The 14,841-nt window shown below is 68.5% G+C and carries 15 protein-coding genes; 9 read left to right on the plus strand and 6 right to left on the minus strand.

Translation table 11 applies throughout. From position 1 onward, the window contains the following. Positions 1-2 precede the first annotated feature (2 nt). From qcrB to ctaE, 4 genes are all read right to left on the minus strand, one after another. Positions 3-1,622, minus strand: a complete 1,620-nt coding sequence (gene qcrB, locus DAT37_RS19755; RefSeq protein WP_109526280.1) for a cytochrome bc1 complex cytochrome b subunit — start codon at positions 1,620-1,622, stop codon at positions 3-5. After that, positions 1,619-2,794, minus strand: a complete 1,176-nt coding sequence (qcrA, locus tag DAT37_RS19760; RefSeq protein ID WP_109526281.1) for a cytochrome bc1 complex Rieske iron-sulfur subunit — start codon at positions 2,792-2,794, stop codon at positions 1,619-1,621. Before qcrA ends, qcrB begins: the two co-directional genes overlap by 4 nt. Before the next feature lie 97 nt (positions 2,795-2,891). Further along, entirely contained in the window at positions 2,892-3,779 is an 888-nt protein-coding gene (qcrC, locus tag DAT37_RS19765) for a cytochrome bc1 complex diheme cytochrome c subunit (RefSeq protein WP_198654358.1), read from the minus strand. A 61-nt stretch (positions 3,780-3,840) separates the two neighbouring features. Beyond that, positions 3,841-4,449 carry an aa3-type cytochrome oxidase subunit III gene (gene ctaE / locus DAT37_RS19770; RefSeq protein ID WP_109526283.1) on the minus strand — a complete coding sequence of 203 codons (609 nt, stop codon included), beginning with the start codon at positions 4,447-4,449 and terminating at the stop codon, positions 3,841-3,843. Between the two features lie 219 nt (positions 4,450-4,668). On the opposite strand from ctaE, the gene DAT37_RS19775 reads away from it, so the two are divergent. From DAT37_RS19775 to DAT37_RS19785, 3 genes are all read left to right on the plus strand, one after another. Beyond that, positions 4,669-5,106, plus strand: a complete 438-nt coding sequence (locus tag DAT37_RS19775) for a hypothetical protein (protein WP_109526284.1) — start codon at positions 4,669-4,671, stop codon at positions 5,104-5,106. A 242-nt stretch (positions 5,107-5,348) separates the two neighbouring features. Beyond that, entirely contained in the window at positions 5,349-6,410 is a 1,062-nt protein-coding gene (trpD, locus tag DAT37_RS19780; protein ID WP_109526400.1) for an anthranilate phosphoribosyltransferase, read from the plus strand. Between the two features lie 282 nt (positions 6,411-6,692). Further along, entirely contained in the window at positions 6,693-6,974 is a 282-nt protein-coding gene (locus tag DAT37_RS19785; RefSeq protein ID WP_109526285.1) for a hypothetical protein, read from the plus strand. 6 nt (positions 6,975-6,980) lie between these two features. Here the strand turns inward: DAT37_RS19785 and DAT37_RS19790 are convergent, their stop codons facing one another. After that, positions 6,981-7,256, minus strand: a complete 276-nt coding sequence (locus DAT37_RS19790; protein WP_109526286.1) for an Lrp/AsnC family transcriptional regulator — start codon at positions 7,254-7,256, stop codon at positions 6,981-6,983. A gap of 36 nt (positions 7,257-7,292) precedes the next feature. After that, positions 7,293-9,128 carry a DEDD exonuclease domain-containing protein gene (locus DAT37_RS19795; protein WP_109526287.1) on the minus strand — a complete coding sequence of 612 codons (1,836 nt, stop codon included), beginning with the start codon at positions 9,126-9,128 and terminating at the stop codon, positions 7,293-7,295. Positions 9,129-9,718: 590 nt separating this feature from the next. Here DAT37_RS19795 and DAT37_RS19800 point away from each other — a divergent pair. From DAT37_RS19800 to DAT37_RS19825, 6 genes are all read left to right on the plus strand, one after another. Continuing rightward, a complete protein-coding gene (locus DAT37_RS19800; RefSeq protein ID WP_109526288.1) occupies positions 9,719-10,285 on the plus strand; it encodes a C40 family peptidase in 567 nt (188 codons plus the stop codon). 318 nt (positions 10,286-10,603) lie between these two features. Next, the gene (locus tag DAT37_RS19805) at positions 10,604-11,605 is read left to right on the plus strand and encodes an NlpC/P60 family protein (RefSeq protein ID WP_232839867.1); all 1,002 of its coding nucleotides are present in this window, start codon (positions 10,604-10,606) and stop codon (positions 11,603-11,605) included. A gap of 6 nt (positions 11,606-11,611) precedes the next feature. After that, positions 11,612-12,610 (plus strand): hypothetical protein, encoded by a 999-nt coding sequence (locus DAT37_RS19810; RefSeq protein WP_109526290.1) that lies wholly within the window; start codon positions 11,612-11,614, stop codon positions 12,608-12,610. A gap of 99 nt (positions 12,611-12,709) precedes the next feature. Next, positions 12,710-13,837: a glycosyltransferase family 4 protein gene (locus DAT37_RS19815; RefSeq protein ID WP_109526291.1), complete on the plus strand. Its 1,128-nt coding sequence runs from the start codon at positions 12,710-12,712 to the stop codon at positions 13,835-13,837. A gap of 86 nt (positions 13,838-13,923) precedes the next feature. Then, entirely contained in the window at positions 13,924-14,307 is a 384-nt protein-coding gene (locus DAT37_RS19820; RefSeq protein ID WP_109526292.1) for a polyketide cyclase / dehydrase and lipid transport, read from the plus strand. A gap of 69 nt (positions 14,308-14,376) precedes the next feature. Further along, on the plus strand, positions 14,377-14,814 hold the full coding sequence (locus tag DAT37_RS19825; RefSeq protein ID WP_109526293.1) for an SRPBCC family protein: 438 nt from the start codon (positions 14,377-14,379) through the stop codon (positions 14,812-14,814). The last annotated feature ends 27 nt before the right edge of the window (positions 14,815-14,841 follow it).

The raw sequence follows: 14,841 nt of genomic DNA on the forward strand, positions 1-14,841 counted from the left end.
TGTCAGTGACCGTGGCGACCGTTGCCGTTCGCCCGGTCCTGAGCCGCCTGCAGCACCTTGAGCTGCTTGTGCTCTTCCTCGTGCTCGAGCCTGAAGTGCTCGTCGGATTCCGCCTTCGGATCGGCCCGCAGGAACGAACCGGTGCCGGGCTTGCCCGCCGAACCCAGTTTGCTCATCTTCTTCGGGACGCTCGCGCCCTGGTACTCCAGCGGGATCGGGTGGCCGTGATCGTCGACCGGGCCGAGCGGCTGGTGCACCTCGATGTACTCGCCGTGCGGCAGACGCTTGATCACACCGGTCTCGATGCCGTGCTCGAGTACCGCGCGGTCACTGCGCTGCAGACCGATGCAGAACCGATAGGCGATGAAGTAGGCCAGCGGCGGCACCACCAGCAGACCGATACGGCCCGCCCAGGTCGTCGCGTTCAGCGAGATGTCGAACTTCAGCGCGATGATGTCGTTGACGCAGGACAGCGTCAGCACCACGTAGAAGGCGATCGACATGGCACCGATCGCGGTGCGCACCGGCACGTCACGCGGACGCTGCAGCAGGTTGTGCGGCGCGGTGTCGCCGGTGAGGCGTTTCTCGATCCACGGGTAGGCGATCAGGACCGTGAACACCAGACCCATGATGAGCGCGACCCAGAACACGGCCGGAATCGTGTAGCGGCCCAGGTACAGCTCCCACGGCGGCATCAGTCGCGCCATGCCGTCGGTCCACATCATGTAGAAGTCGGGCTGCGAACCCGCCGAGACCTGCGACGGGTTGTACGGACCGAGGTTCCAGATCGGGTTGATCTGGAGCACGCCGCCCATGATGCCGACGATGCCGAGGGTGAAGGCGAAGAACGCGCCCTGGTCGGCGGCGAACACCGGGACGATGCGCGCGCCGATGACGTTGTTCTCGGTGCGGCCGGGGCCGGGGAACTGGGTGTGCTTCTGGTACCAGACCAGGGCCACGTGCGCCGCGATCAGCGCCAGGATGATGCCGGGGAACAGCAGCACGTGCGCGATGTAGAGACGCGGGATGATGATGTCGCCGGGGAAGTCGCCGCCGAACATCAGCCAGTGCATCCAGGTGCCGATGACCGGGATCGAGATGGTGATACCGGAGAACGCGGCGCGCAGACCCGTGCCGGACAGCAGATCGTCGGGCAGCGAGTAGCCGAAGAAGCCCTCGAACATCGCCAGGATGAGCAGCAGGCAGCCGATCACCCAGTTGGCCTCACGCGGCTTGCGGAACGCGCCGGTGAAGAAGATGCGGAACAGGTGGACGATGATCGACGCCGCGAACAGCAGCGCCGCCCAGTGGTGCACCTGGCGCACGAACAGACCGCCGCGCACCTCGAAGGAGATGTTCAGCGCGGTCTCGTAGGCCCGCGACATGGTGACGCCGCGCAACGGCTGGTAGGCGCCGTTGTAGACGACCTCGCTCATCGACGGATCGAAGAACAGCGTGAGATACACACCCGACAGCAGCAGGATGATGAAGCTGTACATCGCGATCTCACCGAGCAGGAACGACCAGTGGGTCGGGAAGACCTTGTTGATCGAACGCTTCATGAACGCGGCGGCGCGATACCGCTCGTCCATCTCGTTGGCTTGCGTTGCCACACGACTCATGATCGACGCTCCCAGTAAGCCGGGCCGAGCGGCTCGATGAAGTCGCCGTTGGCGACCAGGAAACCCTCGGAATTTACGGTGATCGGCAGCTGCGGCAATGCGCGAGCGGCGGGACCGAAGACCGGCTTACCCCATTCGGTCGCGAGGAACTGCGACTGATGGCAGGGGCAGAGGATCTTGTTGGTCTGCTGCTCGAACAGCGACGTGGGGCAACCGAGGTGGGTGCAGATCTTCGAGTAGGCGAAGTAATCGCCGAAGTTGAAGCTCTCCTGACCCTTGCGCTTGATCGCCTTCTGCGCGTCTTCGGTGCGCAATCTGATCAGCATGACGGCGTTGCGGATGCCGCGCAGCGACTGGAAGGTCGCGTGCTCGTCACCGCGCCAGCTCTCTTTCCACGGGAACACCGTCTCCATGGAACCGGCGTCCAGATCTTCCGGACGCACGAGTACGACATCCTCGGGGCGACCGGTGTCGCGACGGATGTAGATGGTCTCGCCCTCGAAATCAGGGGTCCAGCCCGACACCCACAGCGGCGACTTGTCGCCCTTGGCCCACGGGTTCTTGATCATGCCGCCGACGAAGACCAGCAGCGCGCCGATACCGAGCACGCCGACACCGGCGCCCGCGGTACGGGTGATCATCTTGCGGCGTCCCAGGGTCGAGGTCTCCCCCGCGTCGGAGAGCTGAGCGGCCAGCGTGCGGCGCTCGATCTCGGGCGACGGCCCGTCGTGACGGGTCTGGATCGACAGCTCCGGCGGGATGAACTTCTTGCGGATCAGTACGACGGCGATACCGATGGCGAGCACCGAGACACCGAAGGCGACACCGACCAGGGGGGTGTAGAGCAGGTACTTGCCGTGGTCCTTGTTGCCCTCGCCCTTGAACTCCCAGGGCCAGAACAGGTAGACGCCGATCAGCGCCGCGCCGAACAGACCGGAGATCGCGAACCAGAAGGTGACCTCGCGCTCGGCGCGCTTCTCGGCACGGGTGCCGGGGATCGGGAAGCGCTCGGCGCGATAGGCGACGTCGACGCCGTCACGTTCGGTGCCGAGCTTGACCAGCTCGTCCCGCGTCATCGCGTCGAGTTCGGCCTCGGTGGGATCGGCCGCCAGCGCGGCTTTCTCCGTCTTCGACAACCTGACGTCGTCGTGGCCCTCATCCGGCCGACCCATGTCGTTTGGCTCCTTGTCCGTCATGGCTGTGTCCTTCGGGTCATGAGCGCGGGCCCCGCGTGGTTACGCTGCGCTGCCGCATTCGGGCCTGACGCGCTCACGACCGTGATCCGATCCACATCGCGGCACCGACGACGAGCGTGATGCCGACCACCCAGATGGCCAGGCCCTCGGTCGCGGGGCCGAAGCCACCGAGGCCGTACCCGCCGGGCGCGCCTTCTTCCTGCGCGTTCTTGATATAAGCAATGATGTCGCGCTTCTCTTCCGCCGACAACTGCCGGTCGGAGAACTTGGGCATGTTCTCGGGGCCGGACACCATCGCGGTCCACAGTTGCGCCTCGGAGGCCTCGTCCAGCGGGGGCGCGTACTTGCCCGAGGACAGCGCGCCACCACGGCCGGTGAAGTTGTGGCAGGACGCGCAGTTCATCCGGAACAGCTCCGAACCGCGGCCGATGTCGTCACCGCGCAGCGACTCCTGCGCGATCTCGCCGTTGGCGTCGCGGACCACGGTGGGCCCGCCGCCGTTGGAGGCGACGTAGGCCATCAGCGCGTCGGTCTGCTGCGCGTCGAATTTGACCGGCTTGCGGGTGGCCTGCGCCTGATTGGCGGCCAGCGGCATACGGCCGGTCGACACCTGGAAGTACACCGCGGCCTCGCCGACGCCGATGAGGCTGGGACCACGATCGAGCACACCCTGCAGGTTCGCGCCGTGGCAGGTGATGCAGGACGTCTCGTAGAGCTGCTTACCCTCGCGAATCAGCGCGGACTGGTCCTCGTGCGCGGTCGCGACCTGCGGCTCCGGGGTCAGGGCCGTGGCCAGGAAACCCGCTGAGACCAGACCCACCAGCAGCGCGAGACCGCCCGCGATACGCCGACGGGTGCGACGCTGCTTGCGGATCCTGCCTGCCGCCGCGGCAGTGCCGTCGGGGCTGGACGCCGCGCTGGTGCCTGCGGGCTCTGGCGCTGACGGGGGAGATGAACTCATCTGTGTCCCTTTGGAGTAGACGGAACCGACTTGTACAAATGCTGTGGGGCGCGGACCGCGATCAGCGGACGAAGTAGATCGTCGCGAACAGACCGATCCAGACGATGTCGACGAAATGCCAGTAGTAGGAGACGACGATCGCGGCCGTGGCCTGCGCCGGGGTGAACTTACTGGCCTTGGTACGCAGCAGCAGGAACACGAAGGCGATGAGACCGCCGATGACGTGCAGACCGTGGAAGCCGGTGGTGATGTAGAACACCGAGCCGTAGGAGCTGCTGGAGATCGAGGTGCCCTCGTGCACGAGGTGGTAGTACTCGTATCCCTGGCCGCCCACGAAGAACGCGCCCATGATCAGCGTGATGACGTACCAGCGGCGCAGACCGAAGACATCGCCGCGCTCGGCGGCGAACACGCCCATCTGGCAGGTGAACGACGAAGCCACCAGCACGGCCGTGACCGGAACGGCGAGCTTCAGATTGAGCTCGGTCGGCTCCGGCGGCCACTCGGTGGCCTGCGCGCGCGCGACGAAGTACATCGCGAAGAGGCCGGCGAAGAACATCAGCTCGCTGGACAGCCAGATAATGGTACCGACGCTGACCATGTTGGGCCGGTTCAGCGAGTGCACACGCTGGGTAATGGCCGATCCTGGGGTCCCTACTGCGGTCGTCACGGGCTAAGTATGACTCGTCGTAGTACGACAGCAGTACCCGGGTGGGAAAGTTCTCACCCCGTGTCGGATATCGCACGGGCGGACCGTCTCTCACCCCGCGGCGGCGGGTCGGCATTTGCCCAGTTCGGACCGGATCCACGCGCCGGATCGCCCGCGATGCCCCCGTCGCGACGCGACGACACGGGCAACTATGGCAGCCTCGGGTAAGGAGAAGCTGAGATGGAGGCGAATGTGGCGACCGGACTGTGGCGGCGACTCTTCGGCCGGAAGGGACCCGAACCGCTCGACCCGTCGCGGACCGATCTGGTGGTGGTCGCCTCGAGTTTCGACGACGCGGAGGCGTGTTCGGCCGCACTCGCCCGCGCGACCGGATTCGACCCCGAGGCCGCCGTGGTGTTGCGCCATCACCTGCGGATTCCGGCGGACCGGCACGGGCGGGTGTGCGAGATCGCCGCGCAGGACGGCTACGCGCCGGAACCGAATCCGGTCACCGGGGACGCGCTCGCACCGCTGATCCTGCGACGAGTCCAGGTACTCGACGCACTGCACTGCTCGCAGGAACGCTCCAGGATGGCGGGTCTGGCCCAGCGCCACGACGGATTCGCCGACGGCTGGGACGCACTGCAACCGGGCGGAACCGACGCCGCTCACTCGTGAACGTCAGCCCGTACGGGCGCGGACTGCGGGGTGTGGGACGCTGCGTGGGCGGACTCTGCGAGCGCCGCGGGTTCCAGCGCGGTGATCACCGAGCGCGGTGATCACCGAGCAGCGAGCGCGCTGATCACCGCATTCCGGACCGCGACTCCCGCGAATATCCGACAGCGCGAACACCGCGCGGCCCACTAGGCTGCATCGCGACGAACTGGTGCGCGAGCCGGTGGTGACGGGAGTATGTGGAGATGACCGTGCGTAGTTGGCCCCAGGTGTTGGGCACCCTCGCCGACGGTGGCGATCTGGCCGCCGACGACACGACCTGGGTGATCAACGAGATCTTCACCGACAACGCGACGCAGGCGCAGATCGCGGCGTTCGGCGTCGCCATGAAGATCAAGGGTCCGACGCCGGAGGAACTGTCGGGCTTGGCGACCGGCATGCTCGGGCACGCGCGGCTGGTCCACATCGACGGTGACGCGGTCGATATCGTCGGCACCGGCGGTGACCGGTCCGGTTCGGTGAACATCTCCACCATGTCCTCGATCGTGGTGGCTTCGGCGGGTGTGCCCGTGGTCAAGCACGGCAATCGCGCGGCCTCGTCCAAGAGCGGCGGCGCCGATGTGCTGGAGGCGCTCGGGGTGAAACTCGCGCTTGGCCCCGAATCGGTCGCGCGTTCGGTGCGCGAGGCCGGGATCGGCTTCTGTTTCGCGCCGCTGTTCCATCCGGCCCTGCGGTTCGCCGGACCGGCGCGCAAGGAGATCGGCATCCCCACCGTCTTCAACGTGCTCGGCCCGCTCACGAATCCGGCGCAACCGCGTGCGGGTCTGATCGGCTGCGCGTTCCCCGATCTGCTGCCCGTCATCGCCGGGGTCTTCGCCGAACGCGGCGCGAGCGCCCTCGTGGTGCGCGGTGACGACGGCCTCGACGAGATCACCACCTCCGACACCACCTCCGCCTGGGTGGTGTCGGGCGGACGGCTGCGCGAGACCACGATCGACCCCACCCGGCTCGGCATCGCCCGCGTCGACCTGGACGCGCTGCGCGGCGGTGACGCGAACGTCAACGCCGGGGTGGCCCGGGATGTGCTCGCGGGCACCGTGGGCGCGGTCCGCGACGCGGTGCTGGTGAATTCGGCCGCGGCGATCGTCGCCTACGACCTGTCCCAGGGCGCGCACGATTTCGATGTCGATATCCACGAAGCGCTGGCCGCGGGCATCGAACGCGCCGCCGCCGCGATCGACAACGGGCAGGCCGCGGCTCTGCTGGACAGCTGGGCCAAACTCACCTGCACCCTCGGCGAGGACTGAGAACGCGGCGTCCCGCGAGGGTGGGGCGCCGAACGACGGACGGCTCGCGAATCGGGCTCCGTTACCGGGCGAGCGTAGGATATCGCCTGGTAGCACGGTTTCCGATGGTGGAGCTGCGGCGCCAATTACATACCGACCGGTCTTAAACAGCGACCGGGCAACGCACCGGGCACAATCCTCGGTACAGCCGGCGGCCGCCGCTACAGTCGCGGCACCCGGCCCCCGGGATCGGCCATCGCGAACGGTGCCTGCCGGTCGGAACGATTCGCAAGGAGTGCAGGCATGATGCGCGCGGCATTCGGTGCGCTGGCGGTGGCGGGCGCGCTCGTCACCGCCCCATCGGCCTACGCCGCCCAGGGCAGCGTCGTCATGGACGGCTCCGTACTCCGCGATCCGGTCGGATGCCTCGAGGCGACCGCGGGCAGACCGCAGCTGACGGTCGAGAACCACACCGACGCCACCGTGACCGTCTACAGCAGGCCGGGATGTCGGGGCGAGGTGACCGCGGTCCTCACCCCGAGTCAGATCGCGACGACGAACGGCGCGTCGCTGCAGATCTCCTGAGCCGATTCATTCGCCGAGTGAGAACCCGGCTTCCACGTCCGCGCTCGAATACGACTTGAACGCGATATGGGTGACGGTGCGCAGCACGCCGGGGGTCTTGTCGATGCGGCCGGTCACCACGTCGGCGATCTGCGCGTGGTCGCGCACCCGCACGATGGCGATCAGATCCACATCGCCCGCGCACGAATAGACCTCGGCGACACCCTCGGTGTCGGCGAGCGCCTGCGCGGTCTCCGGAATGCGGCCGTTGTCGGCCTGGATCAGCACGATCGCGTTAATCATGAGCGCCAGCCTAGGCCGCCGACCGGCCCGCGTGGGTCACGGGCGCGATCCCGTCCGGCCCGTCCCCGCCGAGGCGTCGATGTAGTCCGCGCCCTCCGATTCCCTGGCCGCGGCTGCTGCGTTCTCCGCGATCTCGGCCCATGCCGTCCACCGCGCGGCGCCGTGGACGGGTTCGCAGTACCCCTCGGCGGTCCGCACGATCCGCACACCCGGCCGCGTCAGCCACCGTAGGACCAGACCCACTTCCTCCGGGGGCGCGCCGCGCAGCGGTGGACCCGACGCGGTGCGCGCGACCTCCGGCGGCTCCATCCACGCCGCCACGGAATCACCCTCCGGGACAACGGTTTCCGCGGCGGCCACCAGGTGTTCGACCACCGGCATGGGCGGCGTGCCCCGTGCCGCCGTGCCCGAGGCGGCCAGGCGGCCGTATCGGATCACCGCGAACTCCCAACCGCCCGCGCCGTCCGGGCCCGCCACGATGATCTCGCTCAGCCGGGACAGGGCGGCGAGGCGCTGCACGCGGCGCAGCGCGCGGACCACGGCGACGGCGCGGTCGCGCAATCGGGCCGCGGCCTCGAAATGTTCGGCGCGGGCGTGGGTGTCGATCGTGTCGACCATCTGTCGCAGGACGACATCGGAATATCCGCTGAACAGCGCGCGCACCGCGACGGGAGCGGCGGCGTAATCCGCCATCACCGTGGGGTTTCCGGACGCGGTGGCGGCGGGACAACCGCCGACGGCCGTGGGCGGGCAGTCGTGGACCCCGTCACGTGGCAACCGGGCGGTGCAGGTTCTCAGCCCGGAATGCTCGGCCACGGTGGCCGCGATATCGGCGGCATCCTGACGAGAACGAAAGGGGCCGAGGGCGTACGCGGTCGGGGCACGGACCACCGCGAATCGCGGGAACGGCTCGTCGGTCAGCGTCAGCCACCACGCCCGCCGGGGAAATTTGGAGCGCCGGTTGTAGGGCGGGGCGTGCGCGACGAGCAGTCGCAGTTCCCGCACGCCCGCCTCGAGACCGTGGGCGCACACGACGTGGTCGACCCGGGTGGCGAGCGCGACCATCTCCTTCATCCGGCCCCTGGTCTCCGAACCGGTGAAGTAGTTGCGCACGCGCCGGCGCAGATTCACCGCAGTGCCTATGTAGAGGACTTCGTCGGCGGGGCCGCGGAAGAGGTAGACACCGGGCGCCTGCGGCAGGTCGGTGGCGAAGATTCGTTTGGCGCGCTGGCCGGTGGTGACGCCGGGCAGGTAGTCCATCAGTTCGGTGAGGCTGTGCACGCCCTGATTGCCGACACGGGCCATCAGGGCGTGCAGCACGTCGACGGTGGCCTTGGCGTCGTCGAGGGCGCGGTGGGTCGGTTCGGTGCTCGCGCCGAGTACCCGCGCCAGGACGCCGAGTCGCACCGAGGGCGCCTCGTCGCGGGTCAGCACCCGCCGCGCCAGCTTCACGGTGCACAGCACCGGGAAATTCGGCCACGGGGTGTCCAGCCGTGCCGCCGCCGCGCGCAGGAACGCGGTGTCGAAGCGGGCGTTGTGCGCGACCAGGACCGCGCCGGCGGCGAATTCCAGGAACCCGGGCAGCACCGCCTCGATGCGCGGCGCGGCGTAGACCATGGCCGTGGTGATCCCGGTGACGTGCACGATCGTGGGCGGAATCTCGCGGCCGGGGTTGATCAGGGTGGCGAACTCGCCGAGCACGACACCGCCGCGCACTTTCACGGCGCCGATCTCGGTGATCGCGTCGCCGTCCGGACTCGTTCCCGTGGTCTCCAGGTCGACGACGACGAAGGTGGTGTCGTAGAGCGGGGTGTCGAGTTCGTCGAACGCCAACTGCTTGGCGGCGGCCGTTGGCGCTGCGGGGTCGGGCACGGCGTGCAGCCTAGGGCCCGGGTCCGACAGATACGGGCGCGCGAAAACTCCCGCGAAATGAACGAATTACAACACGGGGATTTCGTTTCGGTGCCCGCTGAATGATCTAGTACACCCAAAAGAGAGGCAGCTCACAGTCGATAGGAATATGAATCAATTGCCCGACTGACACCTCTCGAGCGCGAGCGACACCGAAGGCGAGCCCCGCGATCCGATCAGACCTTTCGGACACTTGTCCGATTTCGGGACGGCCGTACCATCGGAACACGCATGGCGAACTGGGAGAATACCGATTCGACACGCCGTCGGTAACCCGAGCGAAATAGGGAGACACGCCCGGGATTCCACCGGGAGCGGATGCATGAAAATTGCTAGTTATCGTTTCGTGATTGTCTGTGAGATATGTCCCACGTGCAGTGTCGACCTTATGTTGAGCGTTGGCATTTCGGATTGTCACGGCTTTACAAACACCCGTGATGTGTTCGTAACCTTTTCGAGACCTCACGGAGTCCCGCCGCGTCGAAGCGGTAGGCACGCAGTCCGCCGCACCACCGGGTGCGGCGTCGTGGGGCAGATTGGAAGTACGCATCATGGCGTCCAACACCGTCAAGCGACAGGCGCGGCGTGCCGTCGCCGCTGGAGCCGTCGGCGCTGCCACCATCGGCGCGATCCTCCTGCCCGCCGCTCCGGCGTCGGCCCAGCCGGTGACCATCCCCGGCGTCGGGACCTTCGAGGTTCCCAACGAGATCCAGATCCCGGCCATCCCCGGCATCGAACTGCCCGGCGGCCCGCTGCCCTTCGTGGCCCCCCAGAAGAGCCTCGGCGAGGTCGCCCTCGACGCCGCCATGAGCAAACTCGGCGCACCGTACGTGTACGGCGCGGCGGGGCCCAACGCCTTCGACTGCTCCGGCCTCGTGCAGTGGGCCTACCGCGAAGCGGGCATGGATCTACCGCGCACCAGCGGCGCCCAGCTCAACGCGGGCGCACCCGTCTCGCTCGACGCACTACAGCCGGGCGACCTGGTGTCGTTCTACGGCGGCGGCCACTCCGGCCTGTACGCCGGTGACGGCAACGTCGTCCACGCCTCCACCTCCGGCACCCCGGTCATGATCGCCCCGATCTCGTCGATGCCGGTCACGGGCGCGCGCCACTTCTGATCGGTCCGCCCGGCGAGTTCGGCCCGGTTCGCGCGATCGCGCCGCCGGGCGGCTCGCCGGGGACGCTCTCGCGGCCGCGGAGCTACGTCACAGCCATGCCTCCGGATGGCGAATGTGACGTGTTTGTGCCCTACTGGACACGGAGATACGCCGTTCCGTAACCTAATCGAGACCTACGCGGGTCACAGGGCCGTCCGCCCCGTTGTTTCGGCCCGTCCGCTGAACATCGTCGCTCGAGAGAACGGGGCAACGTACACCGTGGCACCACACCGGAGACATTCGCCGAAGCGTCTGGCGGGAGGGATTCTGGCAGCCGCGGTGCTCGCCACCGCCCCGTGCGCCGCCGGTCCGGCCGCGGCCGATCCCGTCGCCCTGCCCTCGACGGCGAGCGAAGCGGTCGCGCGCATGATCGAACTGTCGCGAAGCTCCGATCAGCTCAATCAGCAGGCGCTGGACGCCCAGGCCGATCTGGACGCGAAACTCGCCGTCCAGAACGACGCCGAGGCGTTGCTCGCCACCAAGACCGACGCGGTGAACGCGGCCCGCGACGAGGTCAGGAAATTCCAGCCGGTCATCGACCGCACCGCGATCGCCGCCTATCAGGGCGCGCGCACCAACCGGATGTTCGCGGTGCTGGTCAGCGATTCGCCGCAGCAGCTGCTCGACCAGATGTCGATGCTGGATGTGGTGGAGACCCAGACCACCGATCAACTCAAGCAGTTCAAGAAGGCCGGCGACGCCGCCGCTGCCGCCGAGGCCGCCGCGCATTCGGCCGCCGATGCCGCCCGCGCGGCCGCCACCCGCGCCGAGCAGGTGCGCGCCGACCTCGAGCGCAAACAAAGCGAACTCGGGGGCGCCATCGCCCAGGTGGTCGAGGCGTGGACCTCGCTGTCGGTCCGGGACAAGGCCGCGTGGGCCGGTTCGCCCTTCCCGCCCGGCTTCGACCGCGACACCCTGTTGCAGGGACTCGTCCCCGGCAGCGGCACCAGCGCGCTCGCGGCGGGCCTGACCCGCGTCGGCGATCCCTACGTCTGGGGCGCGACCGGCCCCGACCAGTTCGACTGCTCCGGCCTGGTCCAGTGGGCCTTCAAGCAGGTCGGCAAGAACGTCCCGCGCACGAGCTCCCAACAGGCCAATTTCGGCACGCCGGTGAAGAAGAGCGATATGCAGCCCGGTGACGTCGTGTTCTTCTATCCCGAGATCTCCCACGTCGGGATCTACGCGGGCAACGGCCTGATGTTGCACGCCTCCACCTTCGGCGTCCCCGTCGCCGTTGCCCCCATCTCCTCGACACCGTTTCACTCCGCTCGGCGATACTGATCTGCTATGCGGATACGAGGGTTACGTGCCTGGTGCACGGCGCGCGGACGCGGCCAGTTCGCCCTGACCCTCACAACGGTGGTGATGCTGACCTGCGCCTGCGGTGCGCTGGTCGTCCTGCCGAATTTCGCGCTGCCCGAGATCCGCGCCGCGCAACCCGCGTCGGCGCAGTCGCTCGGGCAGGCCGCGGCCGATGATCCGCGACTGGCGACCGTGCGCCGGATTCTCGAACCGTTCGGTGCGATCGACACCGAGCGGATCGCGACCGGTGACGGGCAGGAGTCGCTGGTCGTCGGGCACGAGAACGGACAGGCCGAGATGGCGGTCCTCGGCGACGAACTGCCGCGAGCCGTTGCCGCCGTCACCGAGCTGTGGGGGCCGCGGTGGCCACGTTCGGCGATGATCGTCGTCGCGGGCAATGCCTCGGAATTCGCGGCCCTGGTGCGCGCGGGTTCGCTGCTGCCCGGCGAGGTCGCCGCGGTCACGGTCACCGACCCGTTCGCGCCCGGCACGATGCCGACCGGTCAGCGGGTGGTGTTCAGCCCCGACGCCGGAGCGCGGCTGACCCCTGATCAATTGCGGACCCTGCTCCGCCACGAACTCACCCACGTGGCGACCCGCGCCGTCACCGTCGACGGTGCCGCGCGGTGGATGCTCGAAGGGTTCGCCGAATACGCCGCGCACCGGGCCCGCGGTCACCGTTTCGGCGATATCGCACCGACGGTCGCCGCCAGGATCCGCGCGGGTGGACTCCCGACCGGTCTGCCCGCCGACGCCGATTTCGCCGGGAGCCGAGCCGCGGAGACCTACGAGTCGGCGTGGTCGGCGTGCGCGTTCGTCGCGGAGAAGTACGGCGAAGCCGACCTGGTCGAGCTGTACCGCGCGATCGCGGCGGGCCCGGCCGATTCCGCCGCGCAGGATCGGATGCTGCGCGAAGTCCTCGGCACCGACACGGCCGAGTTCGTGACACGGTGGCGCGAGTGGCTGTCGGCGCAACCGCGGTAACCGCGGAGCTGATCCCGCACCGGCTGCGGCGATCATCGGCCGCCGAAACGAACACGCCGCGCCGAAAACGCGGCCCCTCCGACACAGTAGGTTTATCCCATGGCCCGAACTCTGCTGGTTACCAATGATTTCCCGCCACGGCCGGGCGGTATCCAGTCGTATCTGCAGGCGCTCGCCGGACAGCTGCCGCCCGACGATCTGGTCGTCTACGCGCCGCGCTGGCGCGGGGATTCGCATCTGAAATTCGACGCCGCGCAGAAGTTCCAGGTCGTGCGCCATCCCACCACGCTGATGCTGCCGACCCCCCTGGTACTGCGGCGGGCGGCGCGGCTGCTGCGGAGCGAGAATTGCGACACCGTGTGGTTCGGCGCGGCGGCGCCGCTGGCGTTGTTGTCGCCGATGCTGCGCCGGGCGGGCGCGGAACGCGTTCTCGCCAGCACGCACGGACACGAGGTCGGCTGGTCGATGCTGCCCGGCGCGCGACAGGCACTGCGGGCGATCGGGACGAACACCGACGTGATCACCTATGTCAGCAAGTACACGCGCGGACGCTTCGCCTCCGCGTTCGGACCGACCGCGGCGCTGGAGTACCTGCCGCCCGGCGTCGACACCGAGGTGTTCCGTCCCGATCCGGGGGCCCGCGCCGAATTGCGCGCCCGCTACGGACTCGACGACCGCCCCACCGTGCTCTGCCTGTCCCGTCTGGTGCCGCGTAAGGGCCAGGACGCGCTGATCGTCGCCATGCGCGAGATCCGCGAACGCGTCGACGGCGCGGTGCTGGTGATCGCGGGCGGTGGCCCGTACGAGCAGAAATTGCGCGGGCTGGCCGCCGCGACGGGCGTCGCCGACGATGTGGTGTTCACCGGGCGGGTGCCCTCGGCCGAACTCGCCGCGCATCACACCATCGCCGACGTGTTCGCGATGCCGAGCCGCACCCGCGGGGCCGGGCTCGACGTCGAAGGCCTCGGCATCGTCTATCTGGAAGCCTCGGCCACCGGGGTTCCCGTGGTCGCGGGCAATTCCGGCGGTGCGCCCGAGACGGTGCTCGAAGGCAAGACCGGACATGTGGTCGACGGTCGCGACGCCACCGGGATCGCCAACGCCATCGTCGACATCCTCTCCGACCGCGACGCCGCCGCGAAGATGGGCGCGGCCGGTCGCGAATTCGTCGAGCGGCAGTGGCGCTGGGACAGCCTGGGAGCGCGGCTGCGGCACCTGTTGCGCTGAGTGGTCGACGCCGGGTGCGCCGCGGCGATCCGCACCCGGTGACAGTGGCGTATGCGCACGTAACCGCATCAACTACGCTCAGCGGTGTGAGCAGTATTCAGGTCGCGGATCAGACATTCGTCGCCGCCGACGGCGCCGCTGTCGCCGAGGTGCTCGGCGGGCCGAACCGTTGGCGCGAGTGGTGGCCGGATCTCGAACTCGAGGTCAGGGAAGATCGCGGCGACAAGGGGATTCGCTGGACGGTCGGCGGCGGGCTGACCGGCACCATGGAGGTGTGGTTGCAGCCCGCGCTGGACGGGGTGATCCTGCACTATTTCCTGCACGCCGAGCCGCCGGGAGTCGAGCGGATGTCGCCGCGCCGTCTGCTCGCGGTCATCCGTACCCGCCGGGTCGCGGGCAAACGGATGTCGTTCGAGATCAAGGCACGGCTGGAAGCGGGTCGTGCCGCGGGCGTGACCCCCGCCGCTTGACCCACGCTTCGCCGACCGCAACCCGTCACCGGGACGAGCACCGTCGCTGGAAAGGAACCGTTGACCACCATGGCCGACCGGACCCAGAGGTCGATCCTCATCGAGGCACCTTCGCGGCGGGTGATGGCCGTCATCGCCGACGTGGAGTCCTACCCGGAATGGGTCGCGGCGGCGAAATCCGTCGAGGTGCTGGAGAAGGGGGCCGACGGCCGTGCGCTGACCGCGCGGTTCGTGCTCGACGCGGGCGTCGTGAAGGACACCTACGTGCTCTCCTACACCTGGCGTCCCGACGACAAGGCGGTCAGCTGGCGAATGACCAGCGGCGAGCTACAGAAGGCGCAGGACGGCACCTACGAACTGCGCGATCTGCCCGACGGCACCACCGAGGTCACCTACGAGCTGACCGTCGACCTGAATATCCCGATGATCGGCATGTTCAAGCGCAAGGCCGAGAAGGTGATCACCGATACCGCGCTGAAAGAACTGAAGAAACGGGTCGAAGGCTGACCGCGGCGCGGACCCGTCTGGAACTGT

This window comes from Nocardia aurea, from assembly GCF_003123685.1.
Lineage (GTDB): Bacteria > Actinomycetota > Actinomycetes > Mycobacteriales > Mycobacteriaceae > Nocardia > Nocardia aurea.